16 protein-coding genes are annotated in these 20,164 nt (G+C 40.4%); 14 read left to right on the forward strand and 2 right to left on the reverse strand.

The genetic code is table 11. The features are described 5' to 3' along the window. The first annotated feature begins 238 nt into the window (after positions 1-238). The 14 genes from nirB to J2Y67_RS12550 all read left to right on the forward strand — a co-directional run bounded on the left by nirB (position 239) and on the right by J2Y67_RS12550 (position 18,316). A complete protein-coding gene (gene nirB, locus J2Y67_RS12485; protein ID WP_310174455.1) occupies positions 239-2,653 on the forward strand; it encodes a nitrite reductase large subunit NirB in 2,415 nt (804 codons plus the stop codon). A 29-nt stretch (positions 2,654-2,682) separates the two neighbouring features. Next, the gene (gene nirD, locus J2Y67_RS12490) at positions 2,683-3,009 is read left to right on the forward strand and encodes a nitrite reductase small subunit NirD (protein ID WP_310174457.1); all 327 of its coding nucleotides are present in this window, start codon (positions 2,683-2,685) and stop codon (positions 3,007-3,009) included. A gap of 111 nt (positions 3,010-3,120) precedes the next feature. Beyond that, a complete protein-coding gene (cobA, locus tag J2Y67_RS12495) occupies positions 3,121-3,894 on the forward strand; it encodes a uroporphyrinogen-III C-methyltransferase (protein WP_310174459.1) in 774 nt (257 codons plus the stop codon). A gap of 142 nt (positions 3,895-4,036) precedes the next feature. Beyond that, positions 4,037-4,936 (forward strand): formyltetrahydrofolate deformylase, encoded by a 900-nt coding sequence (gene purU / locus J2Y67_RS12500; protein ID WP_310174461.1) that lies wholly within the window; start codon positions 4,037-4,039, stop codon positions 4,934-4,936. Between the two features lie 241 nt (positions 4,937-5,177). Beyond that, positions 5,178-7,898 (forward strand): response regulator, encoded by a 2,721-nt coding sequence (locus J2Y67_RS12505; protein WP_310174463.1) that lies wholly within the window; start codon positions 5,178-5,180, stop codon positions 7,896-7,898. A 12-nt stretch (positions 7,899-7,910) separates the two neighbouring features. Next, positions 7,911-8,762, forward strand: a complete 852-nt coding sequence (locus tag J2Y67_RS12510) for a CheR family methyltransferase (RefSeq protein WP_310174682.1) — start codon at positions 7,911-7,913, stop codon at positions 8,760-8,762. 28 nt (positions 8,763-8,790) lie between these two features. Continuing rightward, entirely contained in the window at positions 8,791-10,749 is a 1,959-nt protein-coding gene (locus tag J2Y67_RS12515) for a PAS domain S-box protein (protein WP_396954074.1), read from the forward strand. Positions 10,750-10,790: 41 nt separating this feature from the next. Beyond that, positions 10,791-11,750 carry a sugar ABC transporter substrate-binding protein gene (locus J2Y67_RS12520; RefSeq protein ID WP_310174467.1) on the forward strand — a complete coding sequence of 320 codons (960 nt, stop codon included), beginning with the start codon at positions 10,791-10,793 and terminating at the stop codon, positions 11,748-11,750. A gap of 308 nt (positions 11,751-12,058) precedes the next feature. Then, on the forward strand, positions 12,059-12,844 hold the full coding sequence (bioW, locus tag J2Y67_RS12525) for a 6-carboxyhexanoate--CoA ligase (RefSeq protein ID WP_310174468.1): 786 nt from the start codon (positions 12,059-12,061) through the stop codon (positions 12,842-12,844). After that, positions 12,825-14,183 carry an adenosylmethionine--8-amino-7-oxononanoate transaminase gene (gene bioA / locus J2Y67_RS12530; RefSeq protein WP_310174470.1) on the forward strand — a complete coding sequence of 453 codons (1,359 nt, stop codon included), beginning with the start codon at positions 12,825-12,827 and terminating at the stop codon, positions 14,181-14,183. The genes bioW and bioA overlap by 20 nt, the downstream gene beginning before the upstream one ends. Further along, positions 14,173-15,342 (forward strand): 8-amino-7-oxononanoate synthase, encoded by a 1,170-nt coding sequence (bioF, locus tag J2Y67_RS12535; protein WP_310174472.1) that lies wholly within the window; start codon positions 14,173-14,175, stop codon positions 15,340-15,342. The genes bioA and bioF overlap by 11 nt, the downstream gene beginning before the upstream one ends. Beyond that, the gene (bioD, locus tag J2Y67_RS12540; protein WP_310174685.1) at positions 15,342-16,043 is read left to right on the forward strand and encodes a dethiobiotin synthase; all 702 of its coding nucleotides are present in this window, start codon (positions 15,342-15,344) and stop codon (positions 16,041-16,043) included. The genes bioF and bioD overlap by 1 nt, the downstream gene beginning before the upstream one ends. Next, positions 16,040-17,047, forward strand: a complete 1,008-nt coding sequence (gene bioB / locus J2Y67_RS12545; RefSeq protein WP_310174474.1) for a biotin synthase BioB — start codon at positions 16,040-16,042, stop codon at positions 17,045-17,047. The genes bioD and bioB overlap by 4 nt, the downstream gene beginning before the upstream one ends. A 66-nt stretch (positions 17,048-17,113) precedes the next feature. Continuing rightward, positions 17,114-18,316, forward strand: a complete 1,203-nt coding sequence (locus J2Y67_RS12550; protein WP_310174475.1) for a cytochrome P450 — start codon at positions 17,114-17,116, stop codon at positions 18,314-18,316. Between the two features lie 64 nt (positions 18,317-18,380). Here J2Y67_RS12550 and J2Y67_RS12555 read toward each other — a convergent pair whose 3' ends face one another. Then, a complete protein-coding gene (locus J2Y67_RS12555) occupies positions 18,381-19,400 on the reverse strand; it encodes a thiazole biosynthesis adenylyltransferase ThiF (RefSeq protein WP_310174477.1) in 1,020 nt (339 codons plus the stop codon). Further along, positions 19,397-20,164, reverse strand: a complete 768-nt coding sequence (locus tag J2Y67_RS12560) for a thiazole synthase (protein ID WP_310174479.1) — start codon at positions 20,162-20,164, stop codon at positions 19,397-19,399. Before J2Y67_RS12560 ends, J2Y67_RS12555 begins: the two co-directional genes overlap by 4 nt.

The following is a 20,164-nucleotide window of genomic DNA, read 5'->3' on the forward strand; positions in this document are numbered from 1 at the left end:
CTCTTGCTTTCCCCAATCCCATTTTTCTTAATTATACAAAAAAGTACCCTATAGAGGACTTTTTTTAAGTGTCTACTCTATAGGGTACATTTTAAGTGGCCCAGGTTTTTATTTTGTTAAAAATACTATTTTGGAAAAATTCTAAAAATAACATGTTAGGAAACCTTACATGTTTGGTCATATTTTAATTGCGCTATGTTATAGTTTGTGAAGAAACTTTCATAGGGAGGAATATCCAGTGGAAAAGAAAAAGTTGATTCTCGTTGGGAATGGCATGGCAGGAGTCAGAGCCATTGAAGAAATCTTGAAACTTTCAAAGGAATCTTTTGAGATCACAGTTTTTGGGAGCGAGCCCCATCCAAACTACAATCGAATTCTCCTTTCTAAGGTATTACAAGGGGACACAGAAGTTAAGGATATAACGTTAAATGACTGGAATTGGTATCGTGAAAACAACATCCAGCTTTTTACTGGAGAGACCGTCAGTCAGATTGATTCAGCAAAAAAAGTAGTCGTATCGGACTTGGGCAGAGTGGAACCTTATGATGAGTTGATTTTAGCAACAGGATCACTGCCCTTCATCCTTCCAATACCGGGGGTGGAGAAAGAAGGAGTTACGGCTTTTCGGGATATAAAGGATACCGAAGTAATGCTCGAAGCCTCAAAAAAATATAAAAAAGCCGCCGTGATTGGCGGAGGCTTATTAGGGCTTGAAGCAGCAAGGGGACTATTAAACTTAGGGATGGAAGTTTCTGTCATCCATTTGGCGCCATACTTGATGGAACGCCAACTCGATCCTACTGCTGGAAAACTATTACAAACAGAATTAGAAAAACAAGGGATGAGGTTTTTACTCGAAAAACAAACCCAAGAGATTTTTGGGGATGAACGGGTGCAAGGATTAAGGTTTAGTGATGGAACAGAACTACAAGCAGACTTAGTCGTAATGGCTGTTGGAATTAAACCGAATACCGAATTGGCAGAGAAAAGTGGTCTAAATGTCAATCGTGGGATTGTGGTGAATGACTATCTCCAAACCAATATCCCTCATGTCTATGCAGTTGGTGAATGTGCCGAGCATAATGGAATGGTTTATGGTTTAGTAGCCCCGTTGTATGAACAAGGGAAAGTATTGGCGAATACTCTCTGTGGTGTTGAAACCAATCCGTATAAAGGCTCCGTTTTATCGACTCAATTGAAGGTTTCGGGTGTAGAGGTGTTTTCTGCCGGGGACTTCATCGAGGGAGAAGGTAAAAAAGCAATCAAGGTCTTCGATGACCAGGACAATATTTACAAAAAAATCGTGTTACGCGGAAATCAAATCGTTGGTGCTATGTTGTTTGGCGATAGCAGCGAAGGGAATCGGTTATTTTCCATGATTCAAAAGAAAGCCGATATTTCCGACACAGCCAAGGTAGCGATTCTTCAACCTCATAATGAGGAAGCAGGCACCAGTCTTGTGGCTGTGATGGAGGATGGAGATATTATTTGCGGCTGCAATGGGGTAACAAAAGGGGCGATTGTTCAAGCGATTGAACAGCAAGGCTGCACATCAGTGGATGCAATTAAAGCATGTACGAGTGCTTCAAGATCTTGCGGGGGCTGTAAACCGCTTGTAGCTGATCTCCTTCAGCACACGCTGGGCCCCGCGTTTGTGGCAACTGCTCAAAAAGAAGCCATCTGCGGCTGTACACTCCTTTCAAGAGATGAAGTGGTGGAAGAAATCAGAGCAAAAGGGATGTCAACGATTAAGGAAGTGATGTCTGTGCTTGGCTGGAGTTCGGAGGAAGGATGTTCCAAATGCCGCCCCGCATTAAACTACTATTTAGGAATGGTTCATCCAATTGAACATATCGACGAAAGAGAATCACGGTTTGTCAATGAACGGATGCATGCCAATATTCAAAAAGACGGTACGTATTCCGTAGTACCTCGGATGTATGGCGGGGTAACGAATTCAAACGACCTGCGGCGCATTGCCGATGTCGTCGATAAATATGAAATTCCATTAGTAAAATTAACAGGTGGACAACGAATCGATTTATTAGGTGTGAAAAAAGAAGATGTACCAAAGGTTTGGCAGGATCTAGATATGCCATCCGGGTTTGCCTATGGAAAATCGCTTCGAACGGTAAAGACATGTGTCGGAGAACAATTTTGCCGGTTTGGAACCCAGGATTCGATGGGGCTGGGAATTGTATTGGAAAAGAAATTTGAAGGCTTGCAAACGCCTCATAAAGTTAAAATGGCGGTTTCAGCCTGTCCAAGAAGCTGTGCGGAGTCCGGCTTTAAGGATATAGGGTTTATTGGAATTGACGGCGGTTGGGAAATTTACGTTGGCGGAAACGGGGGTACGCATGTCCGCGGGGGAGATTTATTATACAAAGTCAAAACCGACGAAGAGGTTATCGAGATTACGGGTGTCTACTTGCAATATTACCGTGAAACAGCCAATTATTTGGAACGTACATCGGCTTGGATTGAACGTGTTGGACTGACACAGATTCGCTCTGTCCTTGATGATCTGGAGAAACGGAAGGAATTGAATCTTCGGATGGAGGAAGCATTGTCCGTCTTACGTGATCCATGGAAGGAAATTACAGAAGATGAAAAGGTAAGGAAGCAATTGTTTGAAAGTTTAGTAATGTCATAATTCTGACAAGGTAAAGGAGGAAATGGAAGATGGCCAGTAAAAGTGTGACGAAATTATCGATTGGTTCCATTCATGAGCTGAAAGAGCGAATTGGAAAAACGGTTTGTATTGGGGAAAAGGAAGTAGCTGTATTCAGATTATCTAATGGAAAGGTTCGAGCTGTAGAAAACCGCTGTCCTCATAAAGGCGGGGTATTAAGTGAAGGAATGGTCAGTGGAGATTTTGTTTTTTGCCCGATGCATGATTGGAAAATCTGTCTGGATGACGGAAAGGTACAAAAGCCCGATAGAGGCTGTGTGAAAACCTATCAAACCTTGATGGAAGGAGATCAAGTTTTTCTATTATTTGAGGAGTAAGAATCGAAACTGTCTTTTGACCAGGAGTTGAAAGGCAGTTTTTCTAAAATCTATCATTTTTTGCTAGCTTGAGAGGGAATGGAGTAAGGACTGACAAGGAGTGGGGGAAACATGGAACAAAAAAAGGGGAAAGTGTATCTTGTTGGTGCTGGTCCCGGCGACCCAGATTTGATTACTGTAAAAGCGATAAAATTTATACAACTGGCTGATGTTATTGTATATGACCGCCTAGTTAATCCGGTGCTACTTAAATACGCAAAACACGATGGTGAAATAATCTATTGCGGGAAAGAGCCAGGGAACCATTGTGTTTCGCAGGACGCTATTCACGAATTATTACTAGATAAAGCGATGGCTGGTAAATCCGTAGTTCGCTTAAAAGGAGGCGACCCGTTTGTTTTTGGGCGTGGCGGGGAAGAAGCAATGGTACTTGCGGAATATGGAATTGAGTTTGAAGTGGTTCCAGGTATTACCTCTGGAATAGCGGCCCCTGCCTATGCTGGAATACCAGTTACATATCGGGATGTTAGCCAATCGTTTGCTGTAGTAACAGGGCATTGTGTTAGCGGGAAGCCTAAAAACATTCGCTGGGACTATTTAGCTCAAGGCGTCGATACCCTGGCAATCTATATGGGAATCAAGAATCTTCCATACATATGCAGCCAATTGGAATTATGCGGCAAGGATCCGCACACACCTGTAGCGGTTATCCAACAAGGCACAACAGGTGAGCAACGAACGGTGATTGGAACACTTGAAACCATCACAAATATAGTGGAAGAGAATCGAATGAGCAATCCATCCATAATCATCATTGGGGAAGTTGTCAACCTGTCGAGTAAACTAGCTTGGTTTCCAGAAAAAATTCGCATACCAGCTAAATGAATAGGAAAAGTGTATTCGGGGACGGAAAGATAAATTTTCCCAAAAAACAATTAGGTGAAATTAAGTATGAAAATTCTTAACATTAAACGCGGACTAAGGTATAATAATTTTCATTACTTAATAGGAAGGTTTTAAAAACATCATGAACTCTATTTTCAAAGAACAAATCGAACAATTTAAATTGCGGAATCAAAACCGCGGGCGCTTACTAGTCAGCTGTCCCGATCAACCGGGTATTGTTTCCGCCATCTCTCAATTTTTATTTTCCCATAACGCCAATATTATTGAGTCCAGTCAATACTCAACCAATCCCGCGGGCGGAGTGTTTTTCATCCGGATTGAGTTCGAATGCCCCTTTTTAAAAGAAAAAGCAAACGATATGAAAGAACAATTTACCGAGATTGCCAACAAGTTTTCAATGGAATGGAACTTAACACCTGTTTTTAAGGTGAAAAAAGCGGCAATCTTTGTCTCAAAAGAATTGCACTGTCTTTTGGAGCTGTTATGGGAGTGGCAAAGCGGTGATTTGATGACCGATATTGCACTGGTCATCAGCAATCATGAAGCGGCAAGGGATGTCGTCGAAGGGCTTAATATCCCATTCTATTATATTCCAGCCAATAAAGATATTCGTGAACAAGTAGAAAAAGAGCAGCTTCAGCTCCTTAAAGAACATGACGTGGACCTTATCGTTCTGGCACGCTACATGCAAATTCTGACGCCCAATTTCGTTGCGGCTAACCCGCATAAAATAATCAACATCCACCATTCGTTCTTACCAGCCTTTATCGGGGCAAGACCGTATGAACGGGCATATGACCGTGGTGTAAAGTTAATTGGCGCGACCTCGCACTATGTAACCAATGATTTGGACGAGGGACCGATTATTGAACAGGATATCGCCAGAGTCGATCACCGTGCCAATGTCGAATCGCTGAAGAAAATCGGCCGGACGGTAGAAAGAAGCGTCTTGGCTCGAGCTGTAAAATGGCATTTAGAGGACCGGATCATTGTCCATCAGAATAAAACAATTGTATTTTAATTGCTAGAAACATGAACTCCTCTGACCAAATGGTTAGGGGAGTTTGATTTTTTAGAATGGATAATAATAATTTTGGAATAAAATAGTTTTTTCCCCATTCAAATCTCTTATTTTTCTAAAAAAATATTTTATCCGTGATAATAATGCAGTATGATAGATAAAGTTAATGGCTATGATTTTTACTCTAAATTTTCAGTCTTTTTAGATAACTTAAAATTTAAAAAAGAAACTAGGAGCTACTATGAAATTAAAAACAAAGCTTTATACGAGTATTGGCTCATTATTATTGTTATTTTTAATCATTGCGCTCATTTTAATGAATATGCTCGAGCAAACAACGGTGAATTTAAACCTTGTGGTCAATGATTTAAATGAGAGAATCGGAATGGCTTCCGATATTGAATTTGAAACCTCCCGTGTTGGTTTAGAGCTAAGTGCGGCGCTAACGGATCCACACCAAGCCATTAATATAGCCGCAAAAAATAATTGGGAGGATTCCCAAACCACAATAACCGCCTCTCTTGATGCATTGAAAAAGAGAGATTCGGATAAGAAAGCACAGGAGCTAATGGAAAAATATAAGACATTACAAGAATCCTATAACAATATGGCGCTGCAAGCCCTTACCGAGAAAAAACTCCATAAAGATTTCAAAATACCCGAGTCTTTCTGGAAGGATTCTGAACTACTAAGACAAAGAATGTTGCAAATTGCCGATCTTCTCAATGGATTACAAAAACAAAAGTTGAAAGATGAACTGCTCAGATCCAAAGATACCTATAATTGGGCCGTCACCGTGATTTATAGCTACCTTGCCATTGCTCTCTTTATCGGTATTGGTTTTACGTTTTGGATTATTAGAAGTATGACAACGAACCTGAACAAGGTGACAGATGTAATGAAAAAGGCGACGACCAGCAACTTCGAAACCTTACCTAGAATAGATATTTCTGCTAAGGGAGAATTAGGTTCAATCGCGGTTGCCTTTAATAAAATGGCCGATGAATTAGAAGAGCATAGCAGGCTGGAAAAACAATTTTTACAAGAAGCAGAAGAGCAAAGCTGGTTAAATACCCAAATTGCCGAAATCGCAACGATTTACCCAAATGTGGAAAATGTTTCGTCATTAGCAGAGATGCTCATCACGAAGCTTGTTCCCATGGTTGATGCTAGTTTTGGAGTTTTCTATATTAAAGAAGTGGAGGAGGACCAATATTTTTTAAAAAAGATTTCAAGCTATGCCTCCTTGGATAAAAATAAAGATTATATGCGTTTTCGTTTTGGAGAAGGGCTAATCGGACAAGCTGCACTTGAAAAGCGTTCCATCCTGTTAAACGAAGTCCCGGACAATTACATAAAGATAGGCTCCGGAACGGGTGAAGCTACACCGAAAAATATCATGATTTTGCCGGTACAATTTGAAGGACATGTACTGGCTGTTATAGAAATAGCCTCATTTAACTCATTTGGGCCATTGCAGGTAAAACTGCTTGAGGCGGTAATGAACAATATAGGTATCAAGATTAATAGCATTGTGAACCATATGAAGGTTGAAAAACTTTTGCAAGAATCACAGGCTTTGACAGAAGAACTCCAATCCCAATCAGAGGAATTGCAACTACAACAAGAAGAGCTGCGGACAACGAATGAGAAGCTTGAAGAGCAGTATGAAGCAGCGGAACAAAAGAATCTTGAAATTGAAAAGGTTCGCGCCGAACTTGAAGAGAAAGCACAGCAGCTCCAGCTAAGCTCTCAATATAAATCTGAGTTTCTTGCAAATATGTCTCACGAGTTAAGAACGCCGCTGAACAGTTTGCTCATTTTAGCACAGATCCTCTCTGAAAATGGGCAGGGAAATCTTACAGCTAAACAACAAGAGTATATTCAGACGATTTACTCGTCTGGAAATGATTTACTTCATTTAATAAACGATATCTTGGATTTAGCAAAAGTCGAGTCAGGTAAATTAGATGTTCATATGAAAGAAGTAGAATTATATGAGATTGAAGCTTATATCCAAAGCCAATTTTCGCCTGTCGCGGTTCAGAAAAATGTTCAGTTTGCCATTGAAATGGATGAGGGGTTAGCAGAGAATTTCCTTACAGATGAGCAACGATTGCAGCAAATTTTAAAAAATTTACTTTCTAATGCCTTTAAGTTTACGGAAGTTGGCAGTGTAACCTTACGTGTTGAAAAGGTAATAAAAGATGTCAGCCAGCTTGTTCTTGACGGAAAAACACAAATGAAACCGATGCTCGCTTTTTCTGTCATCGATACGGGAATCGGAATCGAAGAAAAGAAACAATCCTCGATATTTGATGCCTTTATCCAAGAAGATGGTACGACAAGCCGTCAATATGGCGGCACAGGCTTGGGGCTTTCAATCAGCCGGGAGTTTGCCCAGTTATTAGGTGGATTTATTGAGGTCTCAAGTAAAAAAGGAAAAGGAAGCACGTTTACTTTATTTTTGCCATACGTTCAAAACAATCATCAAATGATGGCAATGGAGGAAGCAGCCGTAACACTTTTTGTAGATGAATTGCAAGAAACGGAAGAAGTTAAACCGAAACCACATGAGAATAAAATCTTGACGAACAAGAAAATTCTCATCGTTGACGATGATATTCGGAATGTTTATGCACTCACCATCGCACTGGAGGAGAACGGGATGGAAGTGATTGTTGCAGAAAACGGTAGGGAAGGGATTGATGTGTTAAGGAAGAACCCTGATACCGACCTCATCTTAATGGACATTATGATGCCCGAGATGGATGGTTTTGAGGCGATGCGGAAAATTCGTCAAATCTCAGAGTTTCAAACATTACCAATCATTGCTCTAACAGCAAAGGCGATGAAGCGGAGCAGAGAAGAATGCTTAGAGGCGGGGGCAACAGATTATATTAGTAAGCCCATTAACTTGGACCAGCTGTTCTCGTTAATGCAGGTTTGGCTGTATCGATAGGAGGGGCTGAAAATCATTACGAAGAAAATTTATCCAATTCTACATCCAGAAGAAATTGAAAGAATTGAAATCGAATTACTGCTTGAGTCGGTATACCGCTATTATGGTTATGATTTTAGAAACTATGCCTTTCCTTTTATCCAAAGGAGAATTAGCCAACGTGTTCGGAAGGAGAATTTATCAAGTGTATCGGCTCTTCAGGAAAAAATCCTTCGTGATCCAGAAGTGATACTGAACTTGTTATTGGATTTTTCCATTAATGTGACCGAGATGTTTCGCGATCCGTCGTTTTTTAAGTCTTTTCGTGAGAAAATAATCCCGATGATAAGGGATTATCCCGAAATACGGATTTGGCATGTGGGCTGCTCTTCTGGCGAAGAGGTTTATTCCATGGCTATTCTCTTGTATGAAGAAGGGATTTATGAAAAGGCGAAAATTTATGCAACCGACTTAAATCATTTGATTCTTGATAAAGCAAAGCAGGGGACTTTTCCATTAGATGTGATGAAGCTCTATACAAAAAATTATCTGGAGGCAGGCGGGACGAGGGCGTTTTCGGAATATTATAAGGCCGTAGAAGATAAGGTTTTTTTTCATGCTTTTCTTAGAAAAAACGTATTATTTGCCCAGCATAATCTAGTAACCGACCAATCATTTAACGAGTTTGATATTATTATATGCCGGAATGTGCTCATCTATTTTAATAAGTTTCTTCAGAATGAAGTCCATCAGTTACTATATAACAGCCTAAGTGAATCAGGCTTTCTAGGGCTGGGAAAAAGAGAGGGGATAAAGTTTACAAGTTATGAAAACTGTTACGAAGAATTTGACGGATCCGAAAGACTATTCCGAAAAAATAGGTAGTTCGGAAGCGGATAAAGTGAACATTTTAATGGTAGACGATCATCTGGAAAATCTCTTAGCATTGGAAGCTGTCCTGAATTCTCCCAATTATAATTTGGTGAGTGCTCACTCAGGAAAAGAAGCATTAATCTGTATGCTAAAACAGGACTTTGCCGTTATCTTATTGGACGTACAAATGCCGGGGCTAAATGGATTTGAAACGGCAAAGCTGATTAAGGCAAGGGAAAAGACCAGACATATCCCGATTATTTTTATCACAGCGATTAGTCAAGAGCGGGAACATGTCCATCAGGGGTATGCCGCAGGGGCCATTGATTATATTTTTAAACCATTTCATCCGGATACATTGAAACGGAAAATAGAACAATTTGTTAAAATTCATCAAAAACATGAAGAAAATATTCTTCGGACCAATTGGGAACGGAAGAATGAATTGAATGAAATCAATCGGAAGTTAGACCGAACAACACTAAATTTACGGCGGACAGAAGCATTAGCGAAAGTCATTGGTGAAACCATTGTCGACACCATCATTACATTCGATGAACAGGGCTCTATTTTATCAGTGAATCCCGCTGTTAATAAAATGTTTGGTTATAAGCCCGAGGATTTGGAAGGAAGAAATGTTTCTGTTCTTTTCCTTAAAGGGGAGAATGATGAAGTCAAAGAATCTTTCTTAACCTCCATTAAACATTCGGTAGGAAAAGTGATGGAATCAGTTGCAATTCGAAAAGATTATCGGCAATTCCATGCTGATATTCTCATTGGTGAAACATCTGTCGAACATCATCAGATTTTTGTTTGCACGATTCGCGATGTGACAGAAAGAAGACAGATGGAGGAAGTTAAAAAACTAAAATTTATAAATTTGGAACAAATGGTAGAAAAACGAACAAGGGAATTGATTAAGACAAACAAGAAATTGCAATCGGAAATTGAAGAAAGAAAGAAAATAGCTGACCATCTGTATCGATCACAAGAAAGATTTCGAAAAATTTTTGAATCCAGTCCATGTTTAATGGTGATTTTTTCCCAGAAAGATTTAACGATCATGGAAGTAAATGATAGTTGGTTAAAATATACAGGTTATACCTATGAGGAGTTAGTGCAACAAAAAATAAATTTACAGAGTTTTGTTGAAGAATCAACTTTGAAACCCATTCGGATTGATCAAACGATAAGGAATAAGAAAATTAACTATCGGACGAAAACCGGTCGTATCCGCGATGGATTATTGTCAACTGAATTGATTGATGTCTATCCAGAACCATGTATTTTGTTTGTTTTGAACGATATTACCGAAAGGGTTCATTTGGAAAAAGAAATGTCCCGACTGGATCGGTTAAATTTAATTGGGGAAATGGCTGCGGGGATTGCCCATGAAATTCGAAATCCGATGACAACGGTCCAGGGATTTCTACAAATATCAAGGAATAACAAAGATCCTTTACCAACCGATATCATTAATCTTATGTTAGAAGAATTAAATCGGGCTAATTCAATCATTACCGAATTTCTTAATCTGGCAAAAAATAAGATAAGTGTGAAGAAAAAACAAAGCTTGAATGCGATTCTTAACGCCATTTATCCACTGATTCAAGCGGAAGCTTTGCGTTCTAGCAAACAGGTAAAACTGGATTTACATGATTGTCCGGATATCTTCCTCGATCAGAAAGAAATCCGCCAGCTAATTTTTAATATTTCATTAAATGGATTCGATGCCATGACAGCAAATGGGTTGCTTACAATCAAAACCTATTCAGAAAAACAGGATGTTATTTTGGAAATAAAGGATCAAGGTCAAGGAATAAGCCCTGAAGTTTTACAAAAATTAGGGACACCCTTTTTTACAACAAAGGAGAAGGGAACAGGATTGGGGTTGGCGATTTGCTATAGTGTTGCCAAACGGCACCATGCGGAAATTGATATTAAAACCGGGAAACAGGGAACCACTTTCTCGATTCGATTTCATTTAAATTCCTTTTAAGCTACTCATAGTTTTTTAAACAGAAAAGAGGGAAGGATGTAGTGTTAAAAAAAGGAACGTTCGTTTTACTGTCGGCAGTTGTTATTTTTCTCATCATAGGCGGATTTATTTATAAATCGTTCAATAAACCGAAAGTGACGGTTGTGGTAAAAAATTTAGACACGCAATATTTCGAAATTGTTAAAGCAGGTGTTGAGCGAGGTTTTAAAGACTTTGGTTTAAAAGGGGAAGTAATCGCACCAAGTGACGGTTCGGCTAAAGAACAGGCTCATATATTAGAAAAAATCTATCAAGAAAATCCGGATGTTTTAATTGTCTCACCGATCGATTCCTCGGTTATTCAGATTTTGGATAAATTTGTGAAAAAAAAGCATATTCCTGTTTTATTATTGGATCAAAATAATCCATGGCCAAATAAAACTGCTTATGTAGGTTCAGATAATGTAGAATTAGGCGAAAAGGCGGGAGCATTACTAAGCTCCGACCTTTATCCTGGTAATAAAGTGGCCATACTCGCTGGAAATTTATCTGTCTCTATTTTTAAGGAAAGGATCACGGGGGCAAAAATCGCTTTAAAAAATTCAGGCATGACGCTTGTGTCCGAAAAGACGGGGATTCCGGAGAATCTGAAGAGTGTTAGAAAAGAAGTGAATCAGATTTTGAGTGAGCATCCTGATCTTAATGGAATTATCGCTACCCATGATATTCTTGCCTGTAGGATTTTAGAGGTGCTAAAGGAGCAAGATCGGAGCATTCCCGTAACAGGAGCCGATGGAATTCCCGATATGATTAATTATATCGAGGATGGAACCATCTCAGCGACAGTCGCACAAAACCCATATGACATGGGCCATTTAGCCGTTGAAACAGCCTTTAAAGTGATAAAGGGAGACCATGTCAAAAAATTCGTGAATACCGGTGTAGATATTATCACGAAAGAAAATGGCAAAAAAGAAAGACTAGATTTTTATAAAAAAATGGTTCACTTTGGTTCAGATTAGAAGTCGGGGTTCAGCAGCAGTGGAACATATTGTGAAACAAGAAAATTCGAGTGGTGACAGGCACCTTTATCTAAAAAACAAATACCTTAATAAAAACCGTACAGTATTGAAATCTGTACGGTTTTTTTGTGCTTGTGGAACATTTGTGAAACAAGAAAATTCGGGTGGTGCCTGGCACCACCCGAATTTTGTCGAAGACCTAAACGGGTATATTGACCCTATTGACAAATTCGTTGGAGGATTTTAACATAAATATGTTAACTTAAATTAACTTACGGTTAACATATTTATGTGGGAGGTGAAAAAGTTTGAGCCAGGAAGACTTCTATAGTGTCAGAATGAGGGCTTCTGAGAATGGAGCCCATGAACAGGGGGGCAGACATATTTCCGGTGGGGAACTCATTTCTACCTACGGTAATTTGAAAAATGCTGTGAATGTCCTGCTTGAAAAAGCCTTAACGCATTCACGAGGCACTCCTGATTTTATGCAGATTCAGTTTGAATTAATTGATAAGCCAATAAAAAAATTAAAGCCATTACCGATTGAAACAAATGAAGTGGAATCAGTAAAAGAAGGACATGCAATCGCACAGCACCTTTTAAAAATAGTGGGGGTCCCCCAAAAGTGCATTGAAAAAGTATTCGGGCAAATTACTGAAAATTCCGGACTTAGAGGTGCCATGGTGGTTGATATTCAAACGAGTGAACGGATTGATAATCGAAACGAAAAAGGCGTGCGTGTTTCGAGAATGGATTGGTTAACCACGAATTTTGACAACTGGGCAGACCATCACAAAATAACCCGAAGTCAAAGAGTAAAGGAGGCACTAGTTCTTGCAACAAAGGTGAGTCAGCATCCAGCTACAGTCGCAGAATTATGCTGGTCCGATGATCCTGAATATATTACTGGATATGTTGCCAGTAAAAAACTGGGCTATCAGCGGATTACGAGATTAAAAGAATTTGGAGATGAACGTGGCTGCCGTATCTTCTTTGTGGATGGCTTAAGCGATCTTCATGCATACATAGAATACTTAGAAAAACAACCAATATTCGTTGAATGGGAGGAAGGAAATGTCGCACGAATTAATTGAAAAAAGTAAAAAGTACCTTTGGTTACCGTTCACGCAAATGAAAGATTACGATAAAAATCCACTTATCATCGAAAGCGGTCAAGGAATAAAGGTTAAAGACACAGATGGCAAGGAATATTATGATGGATTTTCTGCTCTTTGGCTAAATGTCCATGGTCACCGAAAAAAAGAATTAGATGAAGCGATAAAAAAGCAGCTTGATAAAATTGCTCACTCAACCCTTTTAGGAATGACAAACGTCCCGGCAACAGAGCTGGCAGAAAAACTAATCGAAATCAGTCCCGAAAAACTGACCCGTGTTTTTTATTCAGATAGTGGTGCGGAAGCGATGGAGATTGCGCTCAAAATGGCTTTTCAATATTGGATGAATATTGGCAGACCGGAGAAACAAAAATTTATTGCCATGCATAATGGTTACCATGGCGATACAATTGGCGCCGTCAGCGTTGGGGCGATTGATCTATACCATCAAGTATACGGCCCGCTCATGTTTGAAAGCTATAAAGCTCCGATTCCATTTGTCTACCATTCTAAGAGTGGTGATCCCACGATATGCCGGGACGAATGTTTACATATACTTGAACAGCTGCTAATCGAAAAACACCAAGAAATCGCTGCGCTCTCAATTGAATCAATGGTCCAGGGGGCCGGAGGAATGATTGTGATGCCTGAAGGATTTTTAGCAGGTGTACGTGAGCTTTGTACAAAATATGATGTTTTAATGATTGTCGATGAAGTCGCAACAGGGTTTGGCCGGACTGGAAAAATGTTTGCTTGCGAGCACGAAGGGGTTCAGCCCGATTTAATGGCAGTCGGGAAAGGAATTACTGGCGGATACCTGCCAATTGCGGCAACCTTAACGACAGAGAAAATTTATCAAGCTTTTTATGATGATTACGATAAGCTAAAAACCTTATTCCATGGTCATTCCTATACGGGAAATCAGCTTGGGTGTGCAGTGGCCCTTGAAAATTTACGTATATTTGAAAAAGAAAATCTTGTAGAAGAGGTAGCGAAAAAGGCAGAGTATCTCCACACATTACTTGAGGAGCTGAAATCGCTTCCTTACGTTGGCGACATTCGCCAGCTTGGGTTTATGTGTGGAATCGAGCTTGTTTTTTCTAAGGAAACGAAGGAACCTTTCCCGAAAGAAAAGCGGATCGGCTATCAAGCTACCTTAAAAATGAGAGAGCTTGGGATGTTGACGAGACCATTGGGCGATACCATCGTCCTTATGCCGCCGCATGTGAGCACAAAGGAAGAACTAAAGGAAATGGTGGCAATTATGAAAGAAGCAATAATCGAGGTGACAAATGAGGTGACGAAAGTTGGAGCTTGACGAATGTTTAAGGAAGCGATTGGATCGGACGAAAGTGGCTGGTTTGCATCGTAAACTGCGAACGATGAATACAGCTCCGTTACCAAAAATGTTGATTGATGGTAAGGGACAGCTTGTCTTTTCCTCTAATAATTATTTAGGGCTTGCTTCCGATCGACGTTTGGTCTATGCTGCCGAAACGATTCTCCATGAATTTGGCGTAGGAAGCAGCGGATCTAGATTAACAACGGGTCATACGGACTGGCATCGAAGGCTGGAAGAAAAAATCGCTCAATTTAAGCAAACGGAAGCTTCCTTACTTTTTTCAAGTGGTTTTTTAGCAAATGTTGGCGTGTTATCTTCCTTGCCTGAAAAGGGAGATGTCATTTTAAGTGACCAGTTAAACCATGCCAGTATTATCGATGGATGCCGACTTTCAAAAGCGGTAACAGTGATTTATCACCATATTGATATGGATGAGCTTGAAGAAAAGTTGAGAGAAACATCCCACTATCAGCGGCGTTTTATTGTAACCGATGGTGTCTTCAGTATGGATGGAACAATCGCACCTCTTGATCAGATCATCTCCCTTGCAAAACGGTATGATGCCTTCGTAATTGTGGATGATGCCCATGCAACAGGTGTTTTGGGGGAGAATGGCAGGGGGACGAGCGAATATTTCGGTGTCCAACCTGATGTCGTGATTGGAACCTTAAGTAAAGCAGTTGGTACGGAAGGCGGGTTTGTTGCGGGTTCAAAGGTTCTAATTGACTTTCTGCTCAACCATGCAAGGACCTTTATTTTTCAAACCGCTATGCCTCCTGCTATCTGTGCTGCTTCCTATGCCGCACTTGAAGTTATCGAGGAAAGTAATGAAAAGCGGCAGAAGCTATTTTCAAATGTAAAAAAAATAAAAACGAGTTTAGTAGAAATGGGGTTTGACTTAAAGGGAGAACTGACTCCGATAATTCCTGTCATCATTGGAGATGCAACAGAGGCGGTTATGTTTGCAGAAAAGTTACAGGAAAACGGAATTTTTGCACCTGCGATCCGTCCGCCTACGGTGCCAGTTGGGGAAAGCAGGATTCGCCTTACGGTTACATCCGACCATACCTCGAATGATATTGATGACTTATTAAACTGCTTTTATTCCATTGGAAAGGAGTTAAAGCTGATATGATCAACGGTATTTTTGTTACAGGAACAGATACAGATGTTGGAAAAACCATTATAGCAAGCGGAATCGCGGCCGTTCTAAAAGAGCGGCAAATAGATGTAGGAGTCTTTAAACCTTTGCTAAGCGGCATTTCACGTGAGGATCCAGCAAGCGATACAAGTCTTTTAAAACAACTATCTGAAACATCATTATCTTACGAAGAGATCACGCCTTTTCCATTTAAGGAACCACTTGCACCATACGTATCAGCAAAGCTCGAAGGAAAGAGCGTATGGATGGAAGAGGTTTTAAGTCACTGGGAAAAAATAAAAGATAAACACGAATTTTTCATTGTCGAAGGGGCGGGCGGTATTTCAGTCCCGTTGGGGGAACAGTTTTTAGTAAATGATTTAATAAAAGCATTAAAGCTGCCCATTTTGATTGTAGCCCGGCCAAATCTTGGGACCGTCAATCATATTTTTCTAACGGTACAATATGCAAAAAGTCTGGGTCTAACAATAGCCGGGGTTGTTTTAAATGGAATGAGTGAACAGCCTGGTCTTGCTGAAAAAACAAACCCTGGATTAATTGAAGAGTTATGTGGTGTTCCCATTTTAGGTATTACTCCTAAATTGAAAGATTTAACAGCAGAAAACATTAAAAACATGGTAAAAGAACACATAGATGTGACCTTATTTTTAAAAGAAAAGGAGCTAAGAAGATGAATAAATGGTTGGAGCTTGCAGAACAGGTATTAGCGGGGAAAGAAGTAACAAATGAGGAGGCACTTTCAATCTTAGCATGTCCAGATGAGGATGTATTGTTGCTCATGCATGCGGCATTTCAAATTCGAAAGCATTATTTTGGTAAAAAGGTAAAATTAAATATGATCATGAATACAAAATCGGGATTATGTCCTGAAAATTGCGGTTATTGTTCACAATCTTCTATTTCCACGGCGCCTATTAATACCTATAGAATGGTAGATAAGGATACAATCCTTAAAGGAGCAAAACGCGCCTATGAATTAAATGTGGGCACATACTGTATTGTGGCAAGCGGCCGGGGTCCATCCAATAAAGAGCTTGATCAGGTAGTAGAGGCAGTGAAAGAAATTAAAGATGCGTACGGGTTAAAAGTCTGTGCCTGCCTGGGGCTGTTGAAGCCTGAACAAGCCCAGCTTCTTAAGGAAGCCGGGGTAGATCGTTATAACCATAATATCAATACATCCGCGAGCAACCATGCAAACATTACCACATCCCATACATACGATGACCGCGTGAATACGGTGGAGATGGTCAAAGAATCCGGGATGTCACCATGTTCCGGTGTCATTGTTGGCATGAGAGAAACAAAACAGGACGTTGTCGATATGGCAAATAGCCTAAAGGCTCTTGATGCGGATTCAATTCCGGTTAATTTCTTACATGCAATTGATGGTACTCCTCTGCAAGGTGTTAAAGAGTTAACACCACTATATTGTTTAAAAGTGCTGGCATTATTCCGTTTTATCAATCCAACGAAGGAAATCCGTATTTCGGGGGGGCGTGAAGTCAATCTTCGTTCTTTACAGCCATTAGGACTCTATGCAGCCAATTCGGTTTTCGTTGGCGATTATTTAACGACAGCAGGTCAAGAGGAAAATGAAGATTATAAAATGTTACAGGACTTAGGATTTGAGATTGAATCCGTGGAGGAAATGAAGGTAAGCTTGGCGGCAGAAAAATAGAAAGGATAAAAGTCTTACAGAAATTGATTCTGTAAGACTTTTATAACGATAGGAAAGGGGCCGAACATGAAAACGGTTATAAATCAAACAATGCCATCTCCTCCACATGATTTTTTTCAAAATCCCTATCCATTTTATGAAAGGGTACGATCTATACATCCCATATGCTGGGGAAATCTATTGAAGCAGTCAGGATGGTATGTAACAGGATATGAAGAAGCAAAAACGATTTTAAAAGATACTCGCTTTAAAAATCGGATCCCACTGCCCTTAGCAACAAAAAAATATGAACAATTAAAAAACATCCAAAGCGAGATGCTGCTTTTTAAAAATCAACCAGACCACAAACAGTTGCGTTTCCTGGTGAGCAGTGTATTTACACCTAGAATGGTCGATCGACTATGTCCGTATATCGAAAAAACTACTAACGATTTACTAGAGTCATTTCGAAATAAAAAAGCAATCGATATCGTCTCCGATTTTGCGTTTCCATTAGCAAGTCAGGTCATCGCGAAAATTTTAGGAGTACCACAAGAGGATCATCATCGCTTCAGAGAATGGGCGGTAAGCTTAATTCAAACCATTGATTTTACACGATCAAGAAAGGTGTTAGAAAATGGGAATGAAGTGATGTTAATCTTAAGGGATTATTTTATAGAGCTGATTAAAAAACGAAAACGAAATCCTGAAGCGGACTTAATCAGCTTGTTAATAAAAGAGGAGCAGCAAGGCGAAAGGCTGACAGACGAAGAATTATTGGCAACCTGCATTTTACTTGTAATTGCCGGTCATGAGACAACCGTTAATTTGATCAGCAATTCCATGCTTGTTTTATTGAAACATCCACAGCAAATGATGGAGCTAAAAGAAAAACCATTGCTGATGGAAAGGGCTGTTGAGGAGTTTTTGCGTTATGAAAGTCCTACACAAATGATCGCTCGGGTTGCGTCAGAGGATATCGAGCTTCATGAAAAAATGATTAAAAAAGGCGATCAGGTTTATCTTCTTTTAGGTGCAGCCAACCGGGATCCGAATCAATTCAATGAACCTCATTTACTTGATATCAAGAGGGATCCGAATCACCATCTTGCTTTCGGATATGGTTCTCATTTTTGTTTAGGTGCTCCTTTAGCACGATTAGAGGCACAAATCGCACTTCAGTCCCTTTTAGGCTGGAGGGAAGATATTCAATTAGCTGCACCTGATTTGCAATGGAGAAATCTGATTGGGTTTCGATCGTTAAATGAACTAAAGATTACATTCGAATAAGTTAAGGTAGCTGAAGGACAGAATCACCTGGCTAAACCAAGCAACTGTCCTTCAGCAGTTTTCATTACCCCAAATACTGATGATATAACCCCTTTGCTTCAGCAACATCCTTCGTTCCGTGCACCATCACTCTTCCGTCTCTAAAAACGACCAATCTAAACGAATCTGCTTGATAAGATAAAAGATAAGGATTGCGCTGCACAACGCCCCCTTGCTTCAACAAAACTTTTTCCAATCCCTCCAAATCGCGCACGACAGGAGAAGAAGGGCGAATCTGAACGGAATCTCTTCCGCAAAGCACTGCTGTCTTCGTTTGATTTTCAAATGCCAAAAACGGGTAGGAGCGTTCTATACCACAAGAAGGGCAATCCGCTTTTTTCAATAGATCTACAGAAATAGCACTATATTGGTTTTTCCAAACGTCAAATGAAACAAGTCTGTTTCGTAATGAATCCAAGTCATCGACTAATATTTTTAAAGCTTCACTAATTTGATAAGAAACTACCATGTTTACAGCTGGACTAATAATTCCAGCCGTATCACAGGTCATTCCTCCTAAAGGGACCGTTTCTAGTAAACATGAGAGGCAAGGGGTCCGACCTGGCACAATCGTATAAGAAATGCCGTAGCTGCCGACACAAGCTCCGTATATCCACGGAACCGCAAACTTTTGCGATACGTCATTCAAAATCATTCTTGTTTCAAAATTATCCGTGGCATCGATGATCAGATCCACTTTCCGAGCCCATTCTTCGAGCTCTATAACAGAGGCATCCGCAATCAGAGCCTCAACCGAAACTGAAGAGTTAATTGCGTTCAAGCGGTTTTTTGCCGCAACCGCTTTAGGCAGCCGATTTTTTGCATCTTCTTCGGTGTATAATTGCTGGCGCTGCAAGTTGGACCATTCCACATAATCGCGATCCACAATTGTTAATTTCCCAATTCCGGCACGGACAAGCGCCTCCGCGCTCCCTGAACCGAGGGCACCGGCACCGATGATCAACACATGTTTAGCAGAGATTAAGCGTTGCCCGTCTTTACCAATTGGTGTAAAAAGCTCCTGTCTTGAGTACCGACCCTTCACCCGATACTCATTCCTTCCTTAGGACTGCTGGCCGTCGCATATTGCTTTTTCTCCATTCGTCCTGCCTCATAGCCTAAGCGGCCAGCTTCAATCGCCAACTTCATTGCTTTTGCCATTTTTACCGGATCCTTAGCTGCGGACACAGCGGTATTTAATAACACACCATCCGCTCCTAACTCCATTGCCAAAGCAGCATCAGCAGGGACGCCAATTCCAGCATCCACAATCACCGGAACAACCGCTTGTTCGATAATAAAACCAAGGTTTACCGGATTGATGATTCCTTGGCCGGAACCGATGGGAGAGGCACCAGGCATAATCGCGTGACATCCCAGTTCTTGAAGTTTTCTTGCTAGTACAACATCATCGGAAGTATAAGGGAGGACGATAAATCCTTCCTTCACCAATTCTTCAGTCGCTTTTAATGTTTCAACCGGGTCAGGCAGCAAGGTTTGATCGCAGCCAATGACTTCGACTTTAATCATGTCGCAGAGGCCGGATGCTTTCGCTAATTTAGCAATACGGACCGCCTCTTCGGCAGTTTTTGCCCCCGCCGTATTGGGGAGGAGTGTATATCTAGAAGTATCAAGCTGTTCCAAAAAATTTGGCTGGCTCGGTTCAAAAATATTCATCCGTCTGACCGCAAACGTAAGGATTTCTGCTTCGGAAATTTCAACTGCTTCCTTCTGGATTTCAAAGCTAGGATACTTACCTGTTCCTAATAATAAACGTGATTGAAAAGATAATGGACCAATTTTTAACAT

The sequence above is a fragment of the Neobacillus niacini genome (assembly GCF_031456445.1).
Lineage (GTDB): Bacteria > Bacillota > Bacilli > Bacillales > Cytobacillaceae > Neobacillus > Neobacillus niacini_I.